Here is a 17,899-nt window from a genome sequence, read left to right as displayed (position 1 = left end):
CCTCCGTCATAACAGCGCGGGCGTGAACGAAGCCCGGGCATAAAAAAGGGCGCGCGCCGGTCAGGCGCGCACCCCCTTTTTTATAACAGCCCCGTCAACCGGCCGCTTCGGGGAAGAACCACCAGATACCGGCCGGGATCTGCGCCAGCCACAGATGCAGCCAGGTCAGCAAGAGCCAGGGGATCAGCGCGTGGAGCCAGAAGGCCCCCAGCGACGCCGCCTTGGTCACATCGGGCCAGAACGGCGTCCGGGTCGACCAGGTCTTCCATTCGCGACCGTGGAGCGCGTTCTTCTTCACGTCCTGCAAATGCGCGCCATAGATCGCCAGGAAGATCATCCCGCCAAACAGGACGAAGTTGCGCGGCGAAGGCGCCACCAGCACGTGCGCCAGCGACCACAGGGCGATCGCGAACATCATCGGGTGGCGCGTGATCTGGAACACACCCTTGGGCGTCACCGCCGACAGGCCGTTGACATTGGCCCCCAGAAGACCCGGATTGCGCACCAGCGAGGCCATGAACAGCGCAGTCGCGACATAGGTCAGGACACTCGCGATCACCATGCTGACAGGCAGCATCGCGTCCCACGTCACCGGCATGCGCGGAGCCTCGCGATAGGCGACCAGCACCAGCACCAGCAGCACGATCGCCAGTAGCGAATAGGCCCCCTGGAACCCGCGTTCTCCCATCGCCTTGACCAGCGGGGCGCGAACCGGGTTCGACAAAACGAGATGGCTTGCGACAAGAGCCCCCATGGCAGCCACCAGAAACATCATTTGATCAATCATTCATCAATCCATCCGAGCGGCTGGACCGGATCGCGAGCGCAGTCTTCGCAACGCAGATACCACAAGTTCCAGCCGGTAAACGGGATAGGCGATTTTTCGCCGTTTTGTACAAAAACTTGGTAAACGGTTATTTCGCCACAGTACGGAATGTCGGCCCCACTCCCATTCAGATGGCAGGGTTTGCCGACAACACGGGACGGGCCCCCGACCCGTCCCGCGCGCGAGATTCCGGGATCAGTTGACCCCGTGCATCAATCGTTTGAGCGGCCAGGCAATCACGAGCAGGACCAGCCCGATCACCACGGCGGCCCAGCCGATCATCGTGAAAACATGAACATAAGTGTCGAGGCTGAGCTTGGGATTGGTCACTTCACCGCCGACCGTATCGACGCTGGCGACCTGGGCAATGATCCCCGCGACATATTGCGCGATCGCGATCGACAGGAACCACACCCCCATCATCAACCCGACGATACGGGCCAGAGACAGCTTGGTGATCATGCTGAGCCCGACCGGCGAAATGCACAGTTCGGCAACCGTGTGCACGAAATAGAGCCCCGCCAGCCACCAGATCGAGACCTTGAACGCCGAATCGGCAAACGACGCGCCCCAGACCAGCAACAGGAACCCCGCGCCAACGCCCGCGAGCGCGGCCCCGAACTTGACCGGGGTCGAAGGCTCCAGCCCCCGCTTGCCCAGCGCAGTCCACAGCCCCGACATCAGCGGCGCCAGCGTGACGATGAAAAAGGCATTGAAGAACTGCGTCTGCGCCGCCGAGATGCTGAACGAGCCGATCACGTGCAGATCGGTGTTGCGGTCGGCGAACAGGGTCAGCGAACTGCCCGCCTGTTCGAACAGGGTCCAGAACACGGTGTTGAACGAAATCAGCACCATGGCGGCCAGCATCATCTGGAATTCGGCACGGTTTCCGGCGGTCCAGGCATAGCCCAGGATCGCCGGGACCGCGACGAGGAACGTCCCGAACAAGAGCTTGCCCATGATCGGCAGGGCCAGGACATAGCCCAGGATGCCGGTTCCCGCCGCCGCCGGTTCGGCCTGCATCAGGTTCTGGATCAGCAGCATGACCAGCGGAACCGTGATCAGCGCCGCCGCGAAGATCGGCACGGCGCGGTCCTTGCCCTCGGTCGCCGGGGGATTGCCGTAATCGGCGAGCCGCCCGCCGTCGAACTGGATTTGCGCCCACGAGGCGAGCATGCCGAGCGCAGCGAGCAGGAACCCTGCCCACCAGCCGACGCTGTCGGCGAGCCACGGGCACAGGATCTGCGATCCCAACGCGCCGACATTGATACCCATGTAGAATATGGTGAATCCTGCGTCCTTGCGGCGGTCGCCGGCGCGATAGAGTTCGCCCACCATGGTCGAAATGTTCGGCTTGAAGAAACCGTTGCCGATGGTGATCAGCGCGATCGCGAGCAGGACCAGCGTCGTTGCCATCGGCGACCGTTCGCCGCCCGACTGGAACTGCGCGGCCGGAACGTTGCGGGCGACGTGACCGTCGGACGCGACGAGCGAAACGGTTCCGTTCGATTCACCCCGGATCAGCAGCCGCTGCGCATCGACGACGACATAACGGCGTTCGCCGCCGCTCGAGGTCGGACGATCGACGACGTTTTCCTGTACCACGTCATGGCGGACGCCTTCGACAAGGGCATAAGGCCGCGCGGTCGGGCCGCCAAAGCACAGGATGAAATACCCAAGCGCCATGATGACGGCGCCGAATTTGACCGAACGCTTGGCCCCGAGATAACGGTCGGCCAGCAATCCGCCGACGAGCGGGGTCAGATAGACCATCGCCGTGAAGCCACCGTAGATGCCGTTGGCGGTATGGTCGCTGAACAGGAAATGCTTGGTCAGATAGAGCGTGAGCAAGGCACGCATGCCGTAATAGCCGAAGCGTTCCCACATCTCGGTGGCGAACAGCCGGGCAAGCTGGCGCGGGTGGCCGAACCAGCTGCGGTCGAGCGTCTCGACGGCAACAGCGGCGGCAGCACCCGCAGCCGGGTCTGGAACAGATGAAGTCAAGTCGGTGATCTCCTCTCCGTCCGGGGGCGCAGTGCGAACCTCCCCGGCGAATATGGAAAAAACCCTAGCCAGAGCGGCGCGGATGGCAACTGCAAATGCGGGGCACCCCTGCCCCGGGGTGCCCTCGCCCGCGGGTCCTGCCCCTCAATCGGCGGCCAACATGCGCCATGGCGGAACAGCTGTCGCAAAATCCGCCGGATCAGCCGAAAATCCGCGCATTTCCTTCCTTTTCGTGCCATAGAACAGGTTGTCTTGACTGTAACGCTCTGGCAAGAACGTTACGGCAAGCTGGACCGGGGGGCCCAGCTTGGAAAAATGGGACAGGATTGGGGGATGCCACGGGCATCCGCGGAGGTGTGGGGATGATCAGATCAGAATTGTTGCAGGTCCTTGCCAAGCAAAGCCCTGACATGCGCAGCGATGAAATCGAACGCGTCGTCGACGTCTTCTTCGACGAAATCGGCAAGCGCCTCGCTGAAGGCGGACGCGTGGAACTGCGCGGCTTCGGCGCGTTTTCGACCCGCGAGCGCGACGCACGCAAGGGGCGCAATCCGCGCACCGGCGAGGCCGTCGACGTGCCGGGCAAACGCGTGCCTTATTTCAAGCCGGGCAAGGAAATGCGGGTCAGGCTGAACGCAGAATAAGCGTCGGCCAATTCAACATCGGGCCGACTTTGGCGATTTTCCCGGCGGGGGCTGGGGAAATTGCCTTAACCGGACCACGAAAAAGGGGGCGCCGATCCGGAGCGCCCCCTTTTTTCATGCCTGAAGCTTACTGGCCTGCCTCTTACTTGGCAGCCGGAGCAGCGTCCGATGCGGCCGCATCCGGCGCAGCGCCGCTGGCGGCAGCGTCGGGTGCAGCGCCCGCAGCTTCAGGCGCGGGCAGCGGCAGGTTCGAGCCCTTGGAGTTGAGATAGAGGATCACGTTGGCGCGATCTTCCGGGCTCGACAGCCCGGCAAAGGTCATCTTGGTGCCGTCCGCGAACTTCTTGGGATTGGTCAGCCATTCGTCGAGAAGAGCGAAATCCCACTTGCCGCCCTTGGCCTTGAGCGCATCGGAGAAAGCGAAACCGCCGCGTCCCGCGCCGATCGCGTCGCCGACAACCGCCCAGAGATTGGGACCGATGCCGTTGGCGGCACCCTGATCGACCGTGTGACAGGCCTTGCACTTGGCAAAGACCGCTTCGCCCTTGCCCGCGTCAGCCTTGGCAAGACGATTGGCAATCGGCTCGGGCGCTGCCGGGCCGCCACTGCCCCCCGCTGCACCCGCATCGACTGCATAGCCCATGACATCGGGCTTGATCTGCTTGTCTGCCTGGAAAAAGTGGCCCGAAAGGCTTGAAAGCCCGAGCGCAAGGATCCCGCCAAACAAGGTCCAGCCGGCGATGGTATTGAAACGACCGTTCATGCGTTTCCCCGTGTCCCTATGTGCGTCAAGCCGATTTCGCGCCGACCACCACCCCATTTTTATTTGATTTGTGCTGTAATCACCGCCCCGCGCGGGCGCAAGAGCGATTGCACCCGCACCGACGGAAACCTGCGGTCCGAAACGGGCGAAACTGGCCTCTTGGCGAGTTTTGAATCAGACTTTAAGCGGCTGACCCCATGCACAGCTATCCCGCGCCCGCCCTTGCCCTTGTCGAATCGCTTGCCGCAGCCGCTGCCGCCGACCCGGCGCGCGCGGTTTCGTTTCAGGGGGCGCCCGGCGCCAATTCGCATCGCGCCGCGCTCGAAGCCCTGCCCGACGGACTGCCCTTGCCGTGCTTTTCGTTCGAGGACGCGCTCGACGCGGTCAAGGAAGGGCGCGCTGGCAGCGCGATCATTCCGATCGAGAATTCGCAGCACGGTCGCGTGGCCGACATCCATTTCCTGCTGCCCGAATCCGGCCTGTCGATCATCGGCGAGCATTTCCTCGACATCCATGCCTGCCTGATGGGGCTTGGGCACGGCCCGTTCCGCGCCGCCTACAGCCACCCGCAGGCTCTGGGCCAGTCGCGCCACTACTTGCGCGACAAGGGCATCGTGCCGATGAGCTATGCCGACACCGCCGGAGCGGCCGCCTATGTCGCGGAACTGGGCGACCCCGCCCTTGCCGCGCTGGCGCCCCGGATCGCGGCGGAACTCTATGGTCTCGATATCGTTGAGGAAAATGTCGAGGACGCCCACGACAACACCACCCGGTTCGTCCTCCTTGCGCAAAAGCCGCTCGATCCGGCAACGATCGCGGGCGAAGCGATCACCACGTTCGTCTTCGAAGTGCGCAATATCCCCGCCGCGCTCTACAAGGCGCTCGGCGGCTTTGCCACGAACGGGGTCAACATGACCAAGCTCGAAAGCTACCAGAAGGGGGCAAGCTTTGCCGCGACGATGTTCTATGCCGACGTCGTGGGCAAACCCGGTCAGCGCGGTTTCGACCTTGCGATGGAGGAACTCGCGTTCTTTGCCAGCAACTTGCGCATTCTGGGCACGTACCCCCTCGAACGCGCGCGGGGTTAGGCCGAGGCACTTGCGGCCGGGCGCATAGCGTGCAAGCATTCCATTCGTGACCACGCCCGTGCCCCCGCAACCGAGCATGACCGGCGAGGCCGCCTGGGCCAAGGCTCGGGCGATGAGCGATATCCAGTTCACACCGCTCGCCCCCAGACCCGAACCGCAAGTCCCGCAGCCCGCATGGCTTCAGGCGCTCGGCAAGCGGCTTGGCGAGGCGCTCGAGTGGCTGGCGGCGCATGTCGGTCCCCTGGGGCAGTTTCTGGCCCGGCATTGGCGGGAGATCGAAATCGCGACCGTCGCCGTGATCGTTCTGGCCGCAGCCGCGATCGCCTGGCCTTTCCTTGCCGGTCTCCTGCGCGGACGCAAGGCGGAGGCGAGGACGGCCCCGGCCTGGGCGCCCGACACCGATCGCGCCGTGGCGCTGCTGGCCGATGCCGACCGGCTTGCCGCGCAAGGCCTGTTCGACGCCGCCGTCCACTTGCTGCTGCGCCGCAGTTTCGATGACATCGCACAAAGCCGTCCTGACTGGTTGACGCCGTCGAGCACCGCGCGTGAAATCGCGCATCTGCCCGCCTTGCCCCCCACCGCCCGTAACGCCTTTGCCATCATCGCGGGCGAAGTCGAACGCAGCCGCTATGCCCTGCAACGGCTGGGACATGCCGACTGGGCGCGCGCGCGTGGCGCCTATGCCGCCTTTGCCGTGCCGCACGGATGAACGGGCGCATGAACGGTTCGCCCGGCAATTCTGCCCCGTTTGGCCCGCGCGCCATGGTCGCGCTCGTCTGCGTGGGCTTCATCGCTTTTGTCGCGCTGCTGGCGGCGATGGGAACCCGAGAACCGCGCGCGGACAACGGCGGCGCCCATGGGCTGGGCAAGGGCATTTCCGGCTATGCCGCGCTCGCTGCCATGCTCTCGGCCGAGGGACGCACGGTCGATTTCACCCGTATGCCTGGTAGTGCTGAGGCCAATGCCCTGCTGATCGTGACGCCGCTCGCCTGGGCTGACGGCAAGGACATTGCCCAGGTCGTCAATCGCCATCGCCTGACCGGTCCCGTTCTGGTCGTCACGCCCAAATGGCAGGCCGTGCCGCTCACGAGCGATCCGCGCGTCACGCCTTCGCGCTGGAACCCGTTCGGCGCGCCCAAACCGCCGCGCGGCTGGAGTACGGTCGTCGGGACCGAGCCTCCCGAATGGAAAGGGTTCCTCGACCGGACCTCGGTCCGGCTCGAACAGCCGGGCGGCCCTCCTGCACATGGCTGGCGCAGCGCGGACGGACAGTCGTCCGGCCCGCTTCCCGATGACCATGTGGTGCTCTCCGGACAAGGCGAGGACGATGGACATCACGGCATCACACCGCTCGTCACTAGCGCCGACGGGCGCGTGCTGGCGGGCTATTTCGCCGATGGCGGCGCCTATCCGGCTCTCGACCGCATGGCCGGGCTCACCGCGCCGACCGGCGAGGACCGCGACATGCATCCGCTTGTCATCGTGTTCGAACCCGATCTTCTCGATAACATGGGGCTTGCCGATCGCCAGACCGGTCTTCTCGCCGACCGGTTGATCCGGGCGGCAGCCGGGGACGCCGAGGGGGACGCCGCAGCTCGCCCGATCGCCTTCGACTTGTCGCTGGCCGGGTTGGGACAACCGCGCAATCTTTTGTCCCTCGCGTTCCAGCCGCCGTTCCTTGCGGCAACGATCTGCCTGATCCTTGCCGCCGCTGCCTCGATCTGGCTCGGTCTGGCCCGCTTCGGTCCTGCACTTGTGGCTGCTCCGGCGATCGCATCGGGCAAAGTCGCGCTGGTCACGGGCAGTGCCGAACTGATCCTGCGCGCGCGGCGTCATCACCTGATCGGCGCGCCTTATGCCGAGGCGGCACGCGAACGCCTGATCGCCGCACTCGGGCTGCCGCGTCGTCGTCCCGAAGCGGAAACCGATGCCGCCATCGACCGCATTCTGGAAACCCGCATGCCCGGGACCATTCCCTTTTCCACCGCCGCGCACCAACTCGGCTCGGCCCGCCGAGCCCACGACATCGCTGCCGCCGCCGCGCAGATCCATCGCATCGAGCGCGCGCTCGTCACCATGAGGAAAGCATGACACTCGAAGAGGTACGCACACTGGGCGAGGCGATCCGCCATGAAATCGCCAAGGCCGTGGTGGGGCAGGACGCGGTCGTCGATCACTTGCTGATCGGCCTGTTCGCCGGAGGCCATGTCCTGCTCGAAGGGCCGCCGGGAACGGCCAAGACCTTTCTGGCCCAGACATTCGCGACTGCGCTCGGGCTCGATTTCGGGCGCATCCAGTTCACGCCCGACTTGCTGCCCGGCGACATCCTCGGCTCGAACCTGTTCAATTTCCAGACGAGCCAGTTCACGCTGACGCGCGGACCGATCTTCTGCGAATTGCTGCTCGCCGACGAAATCAACCGTACGCCGCCCAAGACCCAGGCGGCCCTGCTCGAAGCGATGCAGGAGCGGCGAGTGACGCTCGACGGGCAGACTCACGCCCTGTCCGACCGTTTCATGGTCGTCGCGACGCAGAACCCGATCGAAAGCCAGGGCGTCTATCCCCTGCCCGAAGCACAGCTCGACCGCTTCCTGTTCAAGGTCCTGGTCGATTACCCCGCCATCGACGAAGAGACCCGGATCGTGGCGCGCTATGCCTCGGGCCGGGGCGCGCCGCGTCCCGCAGAACTGGGCGTTAGGGCCGTGACCGATGCGACCGCGCTCGCCGCTGCCGTTGCGGCCACCGCGCAAGTGACCATGGCCGAAAGCATCGTCGACTATGTCGTGCGGCTGATCCGGGCCACGCGCGAAAGCGGCGATCTGGTGTCCGGCGCTTCGCCGCGCGCCGCCGTCCTGCTGGCAGGCGCAGCCCGTGCCCGTGCAGCGCTTGATGGGCGTGCCTATGTGGTGCCCGACGACGTCAAGGCACTGGCCACCGCGATCCTGCGCCACCGTCTGCTGCTGTCCCCCGCCGCCGAGATCGAAGGACGCGCGATCGAAGCCATCGTCGGCGAACTCGTCACCCGCACCGACGCGCCGCGCTGATCATGGTCCCCGCGCCGGTCCTGTCTTCCCCGGCCCCGATAGCCGACGACTGGCGCCCGCGCATCGCCGGGCTGCATCCGACCGCGCGCGCGATCCGCCTCCTTGTCCTGCTCGCGCTCGCCGCGCTGATCGTTGCGTCCATCGCGCCCGGCGCATGGACGGTGGCACCGGCGGCAGGCGGCGCCCTGTTCCTGCTGATCCTTGGCGATGCAGCACTGGCCGGAAGCGTCACCGCATTTCGCCTGCACGCGCCCGAAGACGGGGAAGTGGGCGAGGCCCTGCTCCTCCGGGTCGAAGTCGAGCTGTCGCGCGGCAGTCCCCGCACCGGCCCTGCCGTCGCGTTGGCCACCGATCCTCGCCTCGCCCCCGGCGGACGGATCGACATCGCACTGACGGGGGGCGAGCCCGGACAATGGCTGGGGATCGGATCTCCGGCGCCATCGCGACGCGGCACCGCCCGCATCACCCGGGGCTGGCTGCGCTGGCAGGGGCCGCTCGGCCTTGCCCATCGGCAGGTCCATCGCGATTTCGACCGCGATGTCCGCATATGGCCCAATATCGCCCCGGCGCGCGGCGCGGCCTTGCAGATTTTCCTGCGCGAAGCGCAACAGGGGCTGGTCGCCCGCCGCATCCGGGGCGAAGGCACCGAGTTCGAGGCTCTGGCCGAATACCAGCCGGGCATGGATCGCCGCCGGATCGACTGGAAATCCTCGGCCCGGCACAGCCGCCTGTTCGCCCGTGAATACGAAACCGAACGCAACAACCAGATCGTCTTTGCCTTCGACTGCGGACAGGCGATGTGCGAACCGATCGGCGGCCTTGCCCGCATCGATCGCGCCGTCACGGCCGCGCTCACCACCGCCTGGGTCGCGCTCAAGGCCGAGGATCGCGTTGCCTTGTTCGGCTTTGCCTCCCGCCCGCTGGTGATGAGCCCCTTCGTCACCGCCCCGCATCAGTTCCGCCGCCTGCAGGAAGCCGCCGCCGCGCTCGACTACTGCGCCGAGGAACCCAATTTCACACTGGCCATGGCCAGCCTGTCGGCTCGGTTGCAACGCCGTTCGCTGATCGTCGTCTTTTCCGATTTCAACGATCCCACCGGCGCCGAACTCATGATCGAGATGTGCACCCGGCTGGTCGAGCGCCATCGGGTCGTCTTTCTCGTCATGCGCGACGAAGATCTCGACACCATGGCCGAAGCCGACGTCGAGGCCATCGACGATGCCGCCCGGGCCGTCGTCGCCAGCACGCTCATCCGTCAGCGCGCGCTCGTCCTCACGCGCTTGCGGCAGGCCGGGATCATGGTGATCGAGGCGCCGTGGGAAACCATCGGCAATCGCCTGCTCGACGCCTATCTGACGATCAAGCGCGAAGGGAGCATCGGATGAGCAGCCTGACCGGCGATGTCATCGGCACATGGTTCTCCCGCCGCGAGAAAGCCACCATCGCAGCCGCCGAAGAAGCCTCGTTGCGCTCCGACCGGTTCCGGCTCGAACGCGAAGCGGACTGGCGGCGGCTGGAAAACATCGTCGCGCGGATCGAGCGCGGACGCACCGGCAGCGTGTCGGACGAGGATTTGCTGGCCCTCCCCGCGCTTTACCGCACACTCGTCTCCAGCCTTGCCGTCGCGCGCGAAACCAGCCTCGACAACGCGACGCTCGCCTATCTCGAAGGCCTCGCACAACGCGCCTGGTTCGTCGTCTATGGCCCGCGCGTCGGGTTGGGGGGCTGGCTGCGCGGCTTCTTTGGCGGCGGATGGAGTGCGGCCGTGCGCTCGCTTGGTCCCGACCTTCTCATTGCCCTTGCCGTGATGGTTGCCGGGACTGTGGTCGGCTGGCTGCTGGTCTCGGGCAATCCCGACTGGTTCTATGCCCTGATGCCCGCGCATCCGGGCGACGATCGCGTTCCGGGTGCCAGCCGGGCGCAGCTTTATGCAACGCTTTTCGGCAAGAGCCACGAAAGCGGCCTGTCGATCTTTTCCGCCTATCTCTTCAGCAACAATGCGCAGGTCTCGATCCTGTGCTTTGCGCTCGGCTTTGCCTTTGCGGTGCCCTCGATTCTGCTGCTGATCCAGAACACCGCCCTGCTTGGAGCCTTGCTCTGGCTCTATCACGGGCAAGGGCTGACATTCGACCTTGTCGGCTGGCTCTCGGTCCATGGCACCACCGAGCTTTTCGCGATCCTGCTGGCGGGCGCTTCGGGCATTCATATCGGCCGGGCCATGGCCTTTCCCGGCAAGCGAGGGGTTCTCGACGCCGCCGCACAGGCCGGGCGACGCGCGGCGACCGTGATGACCGGCGTCGTCTTCATGCTGATCGTCGCGGCCGTGCTCGAAGGCTATGCGCGCCAATTGCTCGACGCCACGATCCCGCGCCTTGCGCTGGGGATAGCCATGCTGATCTGGTGGCTATCCTATTTCTTCGCATTTCGCCGCGTGCGGGAACGGGGGATCTGATGGCCCGGGCTTTCCCTTTCCGTCGCCGCGCCTCGCCCTACCGGCAAGAGCAATCCTCTGCCCGGCGGGAAATCGTCACCGCCGAGGGGCTGCGCCTGACGCTCACGCTCGCCTCGCGCGGGGCCCGTGCCGGGGCGCTCATCGTCGACATGTTCCTGATCGGGCTGACGATGCTCGTGACCACGTTGCTGCTCGGATGGCTGGGGCGCGGGATCGTCATGCCGATCCCGGCCAAGGGCGCCCATTCACCCGAACAGGCGCTGGCCGAAACGCTGATGGTCCTGTGGATCATCGCCATGTTCCTCTTCCGCAGCGCGTGGTTTCTCTATTTCGAACTCGGCCCGCGCGGCGCAACACCGGGCAAGCGGCTGATGAACATCCGCATCGCGGCTCGCCCCGGCGGAGACGGCAGCGCCGACCGGCTGAGCGCGGAAGCAGTGATCGCCCGCAATCTCATGCGCGACGTCGAACTGTTCATGCCCTTCGTCTTCATCGGCGCAGCCTTCACCGCCGGTTCCGACCCGACGCTGGCAGGCGTGGCCTCGGCCGTGTGGTTCGGCATCTTTGCGCTGTTCCCCTTCTTCAACCGCGACCGGTTGCGGTGCGGGGACATCATTGCGGGAACCTGGGTCGTCGAAACCCCGCGCACCAAGCTCGATGCCGCGCTTTCGCTCGGCAAGGCCGGCGAAGGGATCAGCACCGTAACCGGCGCGCATTACCGGTTCAGCGACGAGGATCTTGCCATCTACGGCGAATACGAGCTCAAGGTGCTCGAACAGATCCTGCGCGACGATCGCCCGCAGGCCCTTGCCGAAGTGACCGAGGCGATCTGTCGCAAGATCGGCTGGACCAGTGGGCGGGGCGACGAGCGCGCCTTTCTGGAAGCCTATTACACCCAGCTGCGCGCCCGGCTCGAAACCGGGATGCGGCTGGGCAAGCGCAAGGCCGACAAGTTCAGCTGAAAATCGCGACCTCTTCGCGGCCGGTGCTGTCGGCGCGAGCGCGGAACATGCCGGGCGTCGTGAAAGGCATCGCGGTTTCCCCGGTGGGCGTGACCACGATCACGCCGCCGACCCCGCCGATCGTTCCGATTTCGGCAAGGACCGCGCGAGCTGCCTCGTCGGCGCTCTGCCCGGTCATGCGCATGCGGGCACAGATTTCGTGCGCGGCACCGGTGCGAATGAATTGTTCGCCCGATCCGGTACAGGACACCGCCCCGGCACGATCGTCGGCATAAGTGCCCGCCCCGATCAGTGGCGAATCACCGATCCGTCCCCAACGCTTGCCGGTCAGGCCCCCGGTCGAGGTCGCCGCCGCGACGTGCCCCTGCGCATCGAGCGCAACCGCGCCGACCGTGCCGTATTTCATGTCCGCATCGAACCAGCCGAGCTTGCGCGACTTCAATTCCTCAAGCTGGCGCCAGCGTTCGGGCGTCGCGAACCAGTCGGGATCGACTTGCTCCACGCCATGGTCGCGAGCGAATTCCTCTGCCCCCTCGCCCGAAAGGAAAACGTGAGGGCCCGCTTCCATCACCGCACGGGCAAGACGGACCGGGTTCTTCGTATGGGTGACACAGGCGACGGCCCCGGCGTCGCGCGCGCGTCCGTCCATGATCGCAGCGTCGAGTTCGTTGGTGCCGTGATAGGTAAAGACCGCCCCGCGTCCGGCGTTGAAATGCGGATCGTCCTCCAGCACGGCGACCGCCGCCGTGACCGCGTCGACCGCGCTGCCCCCCGCGACAAGGACTGCGCGTCCAGCGTCCCGCGCTGCGGCAAGGACCGCTTCATGCGCGGCCACCGCTTCAGCGTCGAGCGTTTCGGATGTCATCGAACCGGCCCCGCCATGAATGGCGATGGCCCAGCGCGGATCGGTCGTTGCATCAGTCATGCCCTGCGAGATAGCAGAAGCGGGCCGACTTGCCAGTGGAGGAACGCGTGACCAATCTGCGGATCATCGAGGACGACCTCTCGGGCGAAGCGGTTCGCGCGCTGGTCGCCCTGCACCTGACCGGGATGCACGCCGCGAGCCCACCGTGCAAAGTCCATGCCCTGCCCATCGAAAGCCTGCGCGCGCCCGACGTCACGTTCTATTCGGCATGGCTCGACGATCGCCTGGCGGGCATGGGCGCGATCCGCGCACTGTCCACCGATCACGGCGAACTCAAATCCATGCGCGTCGCCCCCGACTTCCTGCGCCGGGGCGTGGGCGAAGGGATGCTGCTTCACCTGCTCAATATCGCGCGGGCACGCGGCTATACCCGTGTCAGCCTCGAGACCGGGCGCGACGGCCCGTTCGTCCCGGCCATCACGCTCTATCGCAAGCACGGGTTCGTCCCTTGCGAACCCTTTGCCGACTATGTCCTCGACGGGTTCAGCCAGTGCATGACGCTTCGGCTCGGCTGACCAGCCGCACCCGCGCCTCGGCGACGATCCGGTCGGCCAGCGCCAGGATCCGCGCGCGGTCGGGGCCACAGGTCATCACGCACCCCAGGCGATCGGCATTGTCGAGAGCGGGCCGCACATGGTCGCCAGGCGACACATGGGGCAGGATGCACAGCATGGCCGGGTCATCGCAATCGGGCCAGTCGATCCCCGCCAGAACCCCTTCCTCCGGCGCGATCAGCCAGCGGGTCGCCGCATGGCCCGGCTCCTCTGCCGGTTCGGGCAAGCATCCTTGCCCATGGAGTGCGATGAGGTCCGCATGAACCGACCGCCGCCGCGCCGCGCTGATCAGACGCGCGATGCGGGCTCCGACCAGACGCGGATTGATCTCTACCAGACAAGGCCCCTCCGCCGTCATCACCAGTTCGACATGCGCGGCGCCGAAATCGAAGCCCACGGCATCGAGCAGAGCCCCGAGCCAGCGATCAAGATCGGCGAACTGTCCGGTGTCCGCCGTGAAGCAGCCCCCCAGAATGGCGAACGAGGGCGGCGCGGCCATGACCTTGTCATTGACGCCCAGCAGGACCTGCTGCCCATGGGCACGCATCACGTCGCAGCCGATCACGGGCCCTTCATGCAGCCGTTCGACCAGCAGGGCCCCACACGCGGCGATGCCCAGCCCATAGTCCCCCGGCCCTTCGGCAACGAGATCGGCAAGCTGTTGCAAAACGCAAAGGTCAGCCTTTGAGCGCAAGGCAAAGACATGCTGCGAGCCAAAGCCGTCGATCGGCTTGACGATGGCGGGAAGTCCCACCCGCTCCACCGCCGCCAGCAGTCGTGCCCCGGCATCCGCGCCCGGCTCGACCCGTTCGAACGGCGTCTGCTGCGCCAGTCCTGCCCCCGCCAGCCGGTCCCGCACCGCCGCCTTGTCGCGACAAAGCCGGGCAACATCGGGAGACACATGGGCGAGCCCCATCGCCCGGGCCGCTTCCGCGCTTTCGACCAGCCGCAAGTCCTGCAGGCATAGCACCGCATCGAACGGATCGGCTTCATGCACGCCAAGCAGGCGCGAGGTCCATTGCGCGCCGTCGGTCGGCATCGCCAGCACGGCTTCGGCGCGTTCGAGCAGCGCGGCAATCGCGGGCTGTTCACGATAATGCGCCGGATCGGCCGTCACGAACGTGAAGCGGTGGCCGCCCTCGATCGCGGCGAGCAGAATGTCGCTGTCGTTGCCGCCGGGCAAGTCGACGATGAGAAGATGGCTCATCGCGGCGTCTCCGCCAGACGGAAGCCCATGGCATAAGTTGCCGATTTCGGGTTGTGACCATGCCGCCGCCGTGTCCGCGCCAGATCGCCAAAACGGGAAAAACCGCCGCCGCGCGCCACGCGATAGCGCCCGTGAATCTGGCTCAGGTGGTCGGCAATGGTCTCTCCGCCCGGATAGGCCGCGTAATCGTCGGCGACATATTCTTCGACATTGCCGCCCATGTCGCTTAATCCGAAAGGCGATTCCCCACCCACGAACGCCCCGACGGGCGATGTGTCCAGCAATCCGCATTCGGCCGTATTGGCAAGGGCGGGATCGAAACAATCGCCCCAGGGAAATTCGAGCCCGTCGCGCCCTGCTGCTGCATATTCCCATTCGGCCTCGCTCGGCAGGCGAAAGGCCCGGCCCGCCCGATCCGACAACCACGCGGCATAGGCCTGCGCCGAGGCGGGCGAGACCGTATAGACGGGATGATTGGCCCGTTCGGAGGGATAACGGCGAAAGGCCCAGCTCGTCGGCAAGTCGCTGTGCCCGGTTTCGACGAGGAACAGGCGATATTCGGCATTGGTCACCGGATAACGCGCCAGACGATAGGGCGCGAGGCGGCGGACATGGCGCGGCGCTTCCTTGGCGATCCAGCTGCGGTCGATGCCCAGATGCGCGAACCAGGCCGTGACGGTATCGATTTCCTCGACCGCCAGCCCGATCGCCACGTCGCCGCCTGCAATATCGATCATGTCGGGGGCCAGCGGGTCGATACGCGGATCCCCCGCCAGTGCGAGGAGGTTCCCCGCCGCAATCCGCATCGGCAAAGTCGCTTCGGGATCGGCAAGCAGGACCAGCAGCATCGGCACGGGTTCGAGCCGCAAATCCGCCGTGGCGGCAATGACCAGCCGTTGCAGGTCAGTCATGACAAAACACTCGGGCAAGCTCAACCGTTCACGGTCGGTCATCGTCCCGCTGGAACAGAGGCCGTGATCAAGGTGAGGCACATGCCAGCGCAAGGGCTGCATATTCATTGCAATCATCCTTTCAGAGTGGCGGCGAGGGCGGCAAAGCGCCCGACGCAATCGCGCCACCAGGTTCCGGCAAAGGCGGGGTCGAGCGTGCCGTCGGCGGCAAGCGCGCGATCGGCATAGGGAACCGTGATTGTCTCGCCGAAGACGAGACCCCCGACATAGCCCATCACCGCACGCAGAGCGGGAATGCCGACCGCGCCGCCGCTCCATCCCGGCGAAGCTCCGGCAAGAAGAACCGGCTTGTCGGCAAAGGCATTGGCCGCCGTTCCATCGAGGTAGGGCAGGCGCGAGACCCAATCGATAAGGTTCTTGAGAAAGGGCGTCATCGCCCCGTTGAATTCGGGACTGGCAAGGATCAGCGCATCGGCATCGCAAAATCGGGCATGAACCCGGCGCAAGCGGGTCCGCAGGGCCGGATCGCTTTCGAGATCGCCATGGTAAAGCGGCAGATCCACGTCTTCGGCCCGCAGGAAATCGGCCTGCACAGTGTCGGGCAAGGCCGTGGCCAGTCCGCGCAACAGCAAGGCATTGAGCGAGCCCGCCCGCTGGCTGCCGCAAACGAGCAGGATACGGGTCACGCCGCCATCCTTTCCGCGACGGCGCCGGGCAAGGCGACGACATGGAGCACGCCCTCATAGTCCGCGGCGACGAAGCCCTTGTCGCGCCCGGACCAGATCAGTGCGGAAATCCCCGCCTTGCTGATCCGCCGCATCGGCAGGAAGGCCATGATCGCGCGATCGTACACCACGACCGTCCCGCCATAGCTGCCCGAGATCAGCCAGCGGCCACAGGGGCTCGCGGCCAGTGCCTTGACCGAATTGGGATGTGGGGTTTCGATCGCCACATCGCCGCCCGGCAACCACAGGCGCAGCATCCGGTCGCGCCCGACACTGGCGAAACCGCCATCGCCCAAGGCTACCGCCGCATTGGCGATGCGCGTATGTGCCCGCTCGATCCGGTGCGTCTCGACCAGCGTTTCGCAAGCATGCCAGGCGATGGTGCCATTGGCGCAGACCGAAAAGAGCGAACCGCCGCCCACCGCCAGCGCCTTGATCGCATTGCCGTGGACCGGCAGCGTCGCCACCAAGCGCGGCATCGGCAAGGCCGGGCAGACCAGCGAGAAAACCAGGATTTCGCCGGTATAGGTGCCGACCGCGAAATGCGGGACACCGCCCCGACGGAAGGCGACACCGCAATTGAGCGGAGCATGATGGCGATGGACCACGCGCCCGCTGTCGGCATCGTAAAGCTCGCCCAGATGCCCCCCGGCAAAGATCCGTTCCCCCAGCGGCAGGACGAAATTGCACAGGCTGCCGAGCGAGCGCCCGGCGACGCCGTCGGTCATGATCGTTCCCGCGTCCCCCACCGCGACAATCGCGCCGTCGCGTTCGGCCAGGGCATTGATCGCCGGTCCCGCTTCCACGCCTTCACAATCCCAAACGCCGCTGACGGGATCGAACACGGCATAAGTGCCCCCGAACGTACCGACCGCGATCCGCCCATCGGAAAGGACCGCCGCCGCCCGGGCCCAGATCGGCGCAGGCACGTCGCACATCGCGACAAGACGCGGGGTTCCGCCCATGAAATCCCAGACGCCGAGCGCGCGGTCATAGCCCAGCGTCACCAGTCGGGTGCCGTCGCGCGACAGCATCAGCTTCTTGATCCCCGCGCGATGGCCGGGGGTGAACACGGGTGGCGCCCCCGCACCTTGCAGCACGGCAATACGCCCGAGATCGTCCCCGGCAATGATGGTGCCGCCCGCAACGGTATCGGCCGGGGCAATGGCGACGCAATCGGTGCGCATCCCGACCGGCACCACGCGCAGGCAGGTTCCCTCGCGCGCGTGCCATTCCCGCAAGGTGCCATCGACACTGGTCGTCACGAAACGATCTGCGTCGATCCAGGCAAGCGCGAGCACATTGCCGGTATGTCCGGCCATGACATGATGCAGCGTGCCGTCCGCACCGAAGACCCGGACGAGCCGATCGAGCGCACAAGTCGCGATCAGGCTGTCGTCGGGCGAAAACCGCGCCATGTCGACGTCATCGCCGTGGCCCGCCAGTACGACCGAAAGCCGCAGATCCGGCAACGACCACACCCGCGCCGAATAATCGCTGCTCGCCGAAACCAGCCAGCGTCCATCGTGGCTGAAATCGCAGGCATTGACGAGATGATCGTGATTGGCGCGCGCCACTGCGACGCGGGTCGCGCCGTCCCACAGGATCAGGCGATTGTCATAACCGGCGGTCGCCACCCACGAGCCATGGGCCGCCGCCCCCGCAATCGGACCGACATGATGCATGATAGGGCTCCTTGCCCGGATGACACGGGCGACAGGGCTGACGCGGGAAAGACAGGGTCCGAACCTCCCTTTCTTTCCCGCGTGGAGACCTGAACCGGCACACTTCCGC

The 17,899-nt window shown here is 66.2% G+C and carries 17 protein-coding genes; 9 read left to right on the top strand and 8 right to left on the bottom strand.

Annotation, left to right across the window (positions count from 1 at the left end; translation table 11 throughout):
* Positions 1-94: 94 nt before the first annotated feature.
* Both Y88_RS11835 and Y88_RS11830 read right to left on the bottom strand, forming a co-directional pair.
* A complete protein-coding gene (locus Y88_RS11835) occupies positions 95-775 on the bottom strand; it encodes an NnrU family protein (RefSeq protein ID WP_008069543.1) in 681 nt (226 codons plus the stop codon).
* Between the two features lie 246 nt (positions 776-1,021).
* A complete protein-coding gene (locus Y88_RS11830; protein WP_008069542.1) occupies positions 1,022-2,830 on the bottom strand; it encodes a peptide MFS transporter in 1,809 nt (602 codons plus the stop codon).
* 362 nt (positions 2,831-3,192) lie between these two features.
* Here Y88_RS11830 and Y88_RS11825 point away from each other — a divergent pair, with 362 nt between their 5' ends.
* Positions 3,193-3,474: an integration host factor subunit beta gene (locus Y88_RS11825; protein ID WP_008069535.1), complete on the top strand. Its 282-nt coding sequence runs from the start codon at positions 3,193-3,195 to the stop codon at positions 3,472-3,474.
* A 142-nt stretch (positions 3,475-3,616) separates the two neighbouring features.
* On the opposite strand, the gene Y88_RS11820 is transcribed toward Y88_RS11825, so the two are convergent.
* Complete coding sequence (locus Y88_RS11820; RefSeq protein WP_008069534.1) at positions 3,617-4,237, bottom strand: c-type cytochrome; 621 nt, start codon at positions 4,235-4,237, stop codon at positions 3,617-3,619.
* 197 nt (positions 4,238-4,434) lie between these two features.
* Between Y88_RS11820 and Y88_RS11815 the strand changes: the two genes are divergently transcribed.
* From Y88_RS11815 to Y88_RS11785, 7 genes are read left to right on the top strand one after another with little or no spacing between them, the layout of a single operon-like run.
* The gene (locus Y88_RS11815; protein ID WP_008069533.1) at positions 4,435-5,325 is read left to right on the top strand and encodes a prephenate dehydratase; all 891 of its coding nucleotides are present in this window, start codon (positions 4,435-4,437) and stop codon (positions 5,323-5,325) included.
* Positions 5,326-5,371: 46 nt separating this feature from the next.
* Entirely contained in the window at positions 5,372-6,034 is a 663-nt protein-coding gene (locus Y88_RS11810; protein ID WP_232281048.1) for a hypothetical protein, read from the top strand.
* An 8-nt stretch (positions 6,035-6,042) separates the two neighbouring features.
* On the top strand, positions 6,043-7,416 hold the full coding sequence (locus Y88_RS11805; protein ID WP_232281047.1) for a hypothetical protein: 1,374 nt from the start codon (positions 6,043-6,045) through the stop codon (positions 7,414-7,416).
* Complete coding sequence (locus tag Y88_RS11800) at positions 7,413-8,369, top strand: AAA family ATPase (RefSeq protein ID WP_008069523.1); 957 nt, start codon at positions 7,413-7,415, stop codon at positions 8,367-8,369. The genes Y88_RS11805 and Y88_RS11800 overlap by 4 nt, the downstream gene beginning before the upstream one ends.
* 2 nt (positions 8,370-8,371) lie before the next feature.
* Positions 8,372-9,754, top strand: coding sequence for a DUF58 domain-containing protein (locus Y88_RS11795; protein ID WP_008069520.1), 1,383 nt, complete (start codon positions 8,372-8,374; stop codon positions 9,752-9,754).
* Complete coding sequence (locus Y88_RS11790; RefSeq protein ID WP_008069519.1) at positions 9,751-10,821, top strand: stage II sporulation protein M; 1,071 nt, start codon at positions 9,751-9,753, stop codon at positions 10,819-10,821. The genes Y88_RS11795 and Y88_RS11790 overlap by 4 nt, the downstream gene beginning before the upstream one ends.
* Positions 10,821-11,783, top strand: coding sequence for an RDD family protein (locus Y88_RS11785; protein WP_008069517.1), 963 nt, complete (start codon positions 10,821-10,823; stop codon positions 11,781-11,783). Before Y88_RS11790 ends, Y88_RS11785 begins: the two co-directional genes overlap by 1 nt.
* Here Y88_RS11785 and Y88_RS11780 read toward each other — a convergent pair.
* Positions 11,776-12,708, bottom strand: a complete 933-nt coding sequence (locus Y88_RS11780; RefSeq protein ID WP_008069515.1) for an isoaspartyl peptidase/L-asparaginase family protein — start codon at positions 12,706-12,708, stop codon at positions 11,776-11,778. The genes Y88_RS11785 and Y88_RS11780 overlap by 8 nt on opposite strands.
* A gap of 35 nt (positions 12,709-12,743) precedes the next feature.
* Here Y88_RS11780 and Y88_RS11775 point away from each other — a divergent pair, with 35 nt between their 5' ends.
* The gene (locus tag Y88_RS11775) at positions 12,744-13,223 is read left to right on the top strand and encodes a GNAT family N-acetyltransferase (RefSeq protein ID WP_008069511.1); all 480 of its coding nucleotides are present in this window, start codon (positions 12,744-12,746) and stop codon (positions 13,221-13,223) included.
* Here Y88_RS11775 and Y88_RS11770 read toward each other — a convergent pair.
* From Y88_RS11770 to Y88_RS11755, 4 genes are read right to left on the bottom strand one after another with little or no spacing between them, the layout of a single operon-like run.
* Positions 13,192-14,469 carry an ATP-grasp domain-containing protein gene (locus tag Y88_RS11770; protein ID WP_008069509.1) on the bottom strand — a complete coding sequence of 426 codons (1,278 nt, stop codon included), beginning with the start codon at positions 14,467-14,469 and terminating at the stop codon, positions 13,192-13,194. The two genes, Y88_RS11775 and Y88_RS11770, sit on opposite strands and share 32 nt — an antisense overlap.
* A complete protein-coding gene (locus Y88_RS11765; protein WP_198133353.1) occupies positions 14,466-15,488 on the bottom strand; it encodes a formylglycine-generating enzyme family protein in 1,023 nt (340 codons plus the stop codon). Before Y88_RS11765 ends, Y88_RS11770 begins: the two co-directional genes overlap by 4 nt.
* Before the next feature lie 5 nt (positions 15,489-15,493).
* Positions 15,494-16,066 (bottom strand): NADPH-dependent FMN reductase, encoded by a 573-nt coding sequence (locus Y88_RS11760; protein WP_008069507.1) that lies wholly within the window; start codon positions 16,064-16,066, stop codon positions 15,494-15,496.
* On the bottom strand, positions 16,063-17,790 hold the full coding sequence (locus Y88_RS11755; protein WP_018076120.1) for a WD40 repeat domain-containing protein: 1,728 nt from the start codon (positions 17,788-17,790) through the stop codon (positions 16,063-16,065). Before Y88_RS11755 ends, Y88_RS11760 begins: the two co-directional genes overlap by 4 nt.
* Positions 17,791-17,899 lie beyond the last annotated feature (109 nt).

Source organism: Novosphingobium nitrogenifigens DSM 19370, assembly GCF_000192575.1.
In the GTDB taxonomy this organism is placed as follows: Bacteria; Pseudomonadota; Alphaproteobacteria; order Sphingomonadales; family Sphingomonadaceae; genus Novosphingobium; species Novosphingobium nitrogenifigens.
This window is presented reverse-complemented; position numbering and strand designations above follow the sequence as displayed.

Bases quoted from the DNA above. Each gene is read 5' to 3' on its own strand.
- Y88_RS11820 (WP_008069534.1), bottom strand. From the start codon at position 4,237: ATGAACGGTCGTTTCAATACCATCGCCGGCTGGACCTTGTTTGGCGGG.
- Y88_RS11815 (WP_008069533.1), top strand. From the start codon at position 4,435: ATGCACAGCTATCCCGCGCCCGCCCTTGCCCTTGTCGAATCGCTTGCC.
- Y88_RS11800 (WP_008069523.1), top strand. From the start codon at position 7,413: ATGACACTCGAAGAGGTACGCACACTGGGCGAGGCGATCCGCCATGAA.
- Y88_RS11755 (WP_018076120.1), bottom strand. From the start codon at position 17,790: ATGCATCATGTCGGTCCGATTGCGGGGGCGGCGGCCCATGGCTCGTGG.
- Y88_RS11790 (WP_008069519.1), top strand. From the start codon at position 9,751: ATGAGCAGCCTGACCGGCGATGTCATCGGCACATGGTTCTCCCGCCGC.
- Y88_RS11770 (WP_008069509.1), bottom strand. From the start codon at position 14,469: ATGAGCCATCTTCTCATCGTCGACTTGCCCGGCGGCAACGACAGCGAC.
- Y88_RS11785 (WP_008069517.1), top strand. From the start codon at position 10,821: ATGGCCCGGGCTTTCCCTTTCCGTCGCCGCGCCTCGCCCTACCGGCAA.
- Y88_RS11765 (WP_198133353.1), bottom strand. From the start codon at position 15,488: ATGAATATGCAGCCCTTGCGCTGGCATGTGCCTCACCTTGATCACGGC.
- Y88_RS11805 (WP_232281047.1), top strand. From the start codon at position 6,043: ATGAACGGTTCGCCCGGCAATTCTGCCCCGTTTGGCCCGCGCGCCATG.
- Y88_RS11780 (WP_008069515.1), bottom strand. From the start codon at position 12,708: ATGACTGATGCAACGACCGATCCGCGCTGGGCCATCGCCATTCATGGC.
- Y88_RS11835 (WP_008069543.1), bottom strand. From the start codon at position 775: ATGATGTTTCTGGTGGCTGCCATGGGGGCTCTTGTCGCAAGCCATCTC.
- Y88_RS11795 (WP_008069520.1), top strand. From the start codon at position 8,372: ATGGTCCCCGCGCCGGTCCTGTCTTCCCCGGCCCCGATAGCCGACGAC.
- Y88_RS11825 (WP_008069535.1), top strand. From the start codon at position 3,193: ATGATCAGATCAGAATTGTTGCAGGTCCTTGCCAAGCAAAGCCCTGAC.